General features: G+C 48.5%; 3 protein-coding genes. 2 read left to right on the top strand and 1 reads right to left on the bottom strand.

All coding sequences use genetic code 11. The features are described from left to right. Nucleotides 1–136: 136 nt before the first annotated feature. The gene (locus QT974_RS31165) at nt 137–958 is read right to left on the bottom strand and encodes a class I SAM-dependent methyltransferase (RefSeq protein ID WP_333472245.1); all 822 of its coding nucleotides are present in this window, start codon (nt 956–958) and stop codon (nt 137–139) included. 323 nt (nt 959–1,281) lie between these two features. Here QT974_RS31165 and QT974_RS31160 point away from each other — a divergent pair, with 323 nt between their 5' ends. Next, nucleotides 1,282–1,953: a response regulator gene (locus QT974_RS31160; RefSeq protein ID WP_333472244.1), complete on the top strand. Its 672-nt coding sequence runs from the start codon at nt 1,282–1,284 to the stop codon at nt 1,951–1,953. A gap of 363 nt (nt 1,954–2,316) precedes the next feature. Then, complete coding sequence (locus QT974_RS31155; RefSeq protein WP_333472243.1) at nt 2,317–4,308, top strand: sensor histidine kinase; 1,992 nt, start codon at nt 2,317–2,319, stop codon at nt 4,306–4,308. The last annotated feature ends 455 nt before the right edge of the window (nt 4,309–4,763 follow it).

Here is a 4,763-nt window from a genome sequence, read left to right as displayed (position 1 = left end):
ATTAGTTATAATCCCATATTGTATGCGGTCATGCTTCGCCCCTACAAACATATTTTCCAAAGTTGAGATGCACCCTCTAAAACTTATGCAATTCAAGCCTATTGCTAGAACAAAGCTTGAGAATCATCCGAGATGTCTATTGATTTTTTTCCCCGCAAGCCATCAACCAAAAACTCATCATTAATCGTGCATCGCCCGCAGCGACAAATTCATCCCGCGAAATTAGATAACTTTCTATTTCCGACTCAGAAATCAACCCTTGTTTGACCATTTGCAAAATCGGCCCGGAGTCTAGCAAAGGTTCAAATGCTTCTATTCCCCTTAAATCGCTGTGGCTGACAACCGCTTCTAAATCGACGCTAACAAACCCTGCTTGTTTGAGAATGCGGCACAGATTTCGCCCGATCGACAAATTGCCGTTCCGAGATGCCATTACCTGTTTCCATTTCTCCCTGACTATTTGGACTGACATGGGTGGAGTTGTCAGCCAAAACAGATCCGCATCGCTATCGACAATCACCAGTTTACCGCCTGGTTTCAATATCCGCAATAGTTCTCGGGCGGAGGCGACGGGTTCGGGGAGGTGAACAAACAGCAAACGGGCGATCGCAAAATCAAACGTGTTATCCTCCAAACCAGTATCCGCAACCGATGCTTGAATCTGATTTACGCGATCGCCTCCTTTGTCCTGCAAATATTTTACAGCTTTTTCCTGTAATGCGGGGTCGATTTCTACGGCTGTTATCGAACTGTTGGGCAGCAATTCTAACAGTTTTTCGGTAAAAAATCCCGGCCCGCTCCCTGCTTCTAAAACATTCATCTTGTCGGCTAAACCGAACCACTTTAAAGTGCGTGATTCTTTTTTCCAACTGAGGAGGACTTGAGCTTTTAACCGCTGGATTTCTGTCTCAAATTCTAGATTATATGTGCTAGCTTTATATGAGCCTTCTGCTTGCATAAAATCATCCTTATTTTTGCTTCGACACGTAGATTATAATAATCTAGCAAGTCTAAATTATTTGTGAACCAGATTCTTTTTTAAAGGAACCGCGAAGGCGCGAAGACCGCAAAGGAAGAGAAGAGAAGTGTTTTTTTGACTGATTGAGGATTGCTATAGATGTGCAACACAACCATCAGAATTGCACTTTAGCGCAATTGTCGCTGCATCTGTCCGCAGTCCTATTTTGCGGACAGATGCAGGACGGAATCCCGGTAATGCCTCTATTGTAAGAAGAGGACGGATTACTTAAACTGACGATGTTGTGCGGCAACGAATCAACTATGCCCCAGACTTTACCTCAACCGGAGAAACGAACCTTTTTAGTGGTGGATGACCATGCGATGGTGTTAGGCGGCACGCTTAGCATTCTGAGGCAGGAGTATCCACAGGCAGATATTCTGACGGCTTCAACGGCTCAGGAAGCCCTTCAGCACGTAGCACAGATGACCCCCGATCTCGTAATTGTGGATCTGGTGATGCCTGAGGCGATCGGCGAAACTGCTCAGGCTAATTCGGGGCTTCAACTCCTGAAAACGCTGATGGAGCAGTACCCGAATTTGAATATTGTAGTGCAGAGCGCTCATGTTCGGACTTTGGTTTGGCTGAAACCGTCGATCGACAATCATATGGGCGGCTTCACGGTTGTTGATAAGAGTCAGCCGATGAAAGATTTGCTGGCGATGGTGGATTGGGCGCTACACGAGCGGATTTATACTCCCAGAGAGATCCGCAATGGGCTGCAACTCAAACCCGCTTGGATGCAGGTGTTGCAATTGGCTTTTCAAGAGAGCTTGCAGGATACTGCGATCGCTAAACAGATGAATGTTTGTGAACGTACTGTGCAATATTACTGGATTAAGATTCGAGATGTGCTAGAAGTGTATCCCGAAAAAGACAAAAATCTGCGGATTCAAACGGAAGTGCGGGCTAGGGAAGCAGGATTGATTGATTGATAGTTGACAGTTGATAGTTGATTGTTGACAGTTGATTGTTGACAGTTGACAGTTGATTGTTGACAGTTGACGGTTGATTGTTGGCAAACTAATAACTAATAACGACTGACCATTGGTGTCAACAACCAGGTCAAACCGATAGTCCGACAGGGGTTTAAACCCCTGTCTCATAGCGAAAGTCCTCTCAAAGAGGACTGAAGAGTTAGTTGATATGTATTGGTTTGGGGCAAATCGACCGTCGGTTTCAACCGACTGTCTTCTATTAGACAGGGGTTTGAACCCCTGTCGGACTCGTGGGATGACTAATGGACTTGGCGGGTTGACAGCTTAAGTTGACACCAATGACTACTGACTACTGACTGTTTGAACAATACTGATACAACCGGAAACAAGATGAAGCCCGATCGAGAACAAGCAGTGAAAACAGACATCTCGACTTGGTGGCGCGGATCGCTTCCAGGGTTGATGGTGATTGTCGCTGTGATCGTGGCGAGATTTACGGGTGCGCTTCAGTTTTTGGAGTTGGTGACGTTCGATCGATTTTTGCTGCTGCGTCCGCCTGAGCCAATGGATGAACGAATTGCGATCGTCGGCATTACGGAAGAAGATATTAAACGCGCCAAAACTTATCCGATTCCCGATCGCGATATTGCCGATTTACTCAAACGATTGCAGGCTGATCAACCGATCGCGATCGGCTTAGATATTGTCCGCGATATTCCGGTTGAACCGGGTAATGCCGAACTAACATCGGTGTTTCGCAGCAGCAAGAATGCGATCGGAGTGGAGATTGCTCTGCCCGATCGCAGTGGCTTTACCGTCGCACCTCCGCCCGCGCTACCACGCGAACAGGTTGGCTTTGCAGATTTTGTCCTCGATGCGGATGGCTACCAGCGCCGCAGTTTATTGGGCACTGGCACTCACAACTCCCAGCAAGAATACCGTTTTTCCTTCGCCCTCGGGCTGGCAGAGCTCTATTTAGCAACCCGAGGAATTAATTCGGGCGTTGGCATCCGCGATCGGGAGGCGATGCGATTTGGCAATATTGAATTGACCAGAGTTCGGCCCAATTCTGGCGGATATGTGGGGGCGGATGCAGGCGGCAACCAAATTTTACTGAATGTTCGCAGCGGGCCAAAGCCATTTCGCGTGCTTTCCCTGGAGCAAATCAAATCCGGACAAGTCAAGCCGGAGTGGATTCGAGGCAAGATTGTGCTGATTGGGATGATGTCTTTTAGTGCGAAGGATTTGGCAAGTTCAGGCGCGATCGCTCTTATCAATCCCGGACGGATTTACGGAGTGGAAATGCAAGCCCACGAAACCAGCCAGATTGTGAGCGCGGTGCTCGATCGCAGACCGTTGATTCAGGTTTGGGGGGACGGCTGGGAAACGCTCTGGATTGCGGCCTGGGGACTCTTGGGGATGAGTTTGGGACGATTTCTGCGATCGCCCTGGAAAATTTTGTTAGGGCTCTTAATCGCCAGTATTAGCTCGATCGCGAGCTGTTACGGGTTAATTTTGTTGGGATGGTGGATACCGATCGTGCCTGTGTTACTGATTCTGGTGCTGAATGGAACTGGCTCAACGGCGGCACTCTTCTATCGCCACCAGCAGGAATTGCGGCTGCGGTTGGAGGAACGTCAATTTGCGATCGAGCAGACCTTTAATGCGATTCACAGCGGCCCGTTACAAACCTTGGTGGGAATTTTGAGAACCGCTCAGGGAGAGGCCACACCGTCGCCATTTCTGCCGGATTTGCAACGCCTGAGTCACGAATTACGAGAAGTTTACGGATCGGTGCAACGAGATGCGATCGCCGATGAACCGCAGTTGCGAATGGGAAGTGCGATCGAATTAGCCCTGCAAGCCCCGCTACATGAATTGCTCTACAAAGTTTATTCCAACACCCTCGAACAAGAATTGCCCTACCTGAAAACAATCAAATTCAAAATTGTGCAGTTCGATCCCTTGAACACATCGCATCTGCGGTTGGAACACAAGCGAGGACTCTGCCGCTTTCTGGAAGAAGCGCTTTGCAATGTGGGGAAACACGCGATCGACGCTACTCGCTTGACTGTAATTTGTACCGCAGAGGGCGATCGACAAGTGATTAGGGTGACGGATAATGGCAGGGGGAATCTGTCCGAGGCAGAAGCAATTAATGCCGCTGAAACGAACAATGACGAGGAGACAACTGGAGATATAAATCCTCAACTTCAACCTTCAGGATTGGGCACGCAGTTAGCAAACAATTTAGCCAAACAATTAGGCGGAACATTTCGGCGCTATCTGAATGTACCGAGGGGTACAGTGTGCGAATTAACTTGGTCAGCAAAACGGCGGTGGTTGTGGTGATTCTTATGCTCCATTCCCATTCTTATTGGCGTTAACTTAAGCTGTCAGTCCGCCCAGTTTTCTCGCGCTTTGCCACCAGTCCGCCGGGGGTTGAAACCCCCGTCTCATAGCGAAAGTCCTCTCAAAGAGGACTGAAGAACTTATTAGTCGGCGACCGACGACTTTCGCTGTGAGGCAGGCGTTTAAACCCCTGCCGGATTGCTGTGAGTCCATCCAGTCCTCTCGCCCACCCCTCAGTCCGACAGGGAATCAATTCCCTGTCTCAAAGCGAAAGTCCTCTCAAAGAGGACTGAAGAACTTATGATAATTCTCTTAAAAAGCAGTCATAAAAAATAGGTTTTGAACAGGCTCCATGCCTGTTCCACAAGAATTATGGGATATGTCTATTAGTCCTCTTTGAGAGGACTTTCGCTATGAGGCAGGGGTTTAAACCCCTGCCGGACTGCCGGACTACC

Source organism: Microcoleus sp. BM001215392 (genome assembly GCF_036700185.1).
GTDB lineage: Bacteria > Cyanobacteriota > Cyanobacteriia > Cyanobacteriales > Microcoleaceae > Microcoleus.
This window is presented reverse-complemented; position numbering and strand designations above follow the sequence as displayed.

Excerpts from the sequence above, each read along its gene's own strand:
- QT974_RS31165 (WP_333472245.1), bottom strand. The coding sequence starts at position 958 with ATGCAAGCAGAAGGCTCATATAAAGCTAGCACATATAATCTAGAATTT.
- QT974_RS31160 (WP_333472244.1), top strand. The coding sequence starts at position 1,282 with ATGCCCCAGACTTTACCTCAACCGGAGAAACGAACCTTTTTAGTGGTG.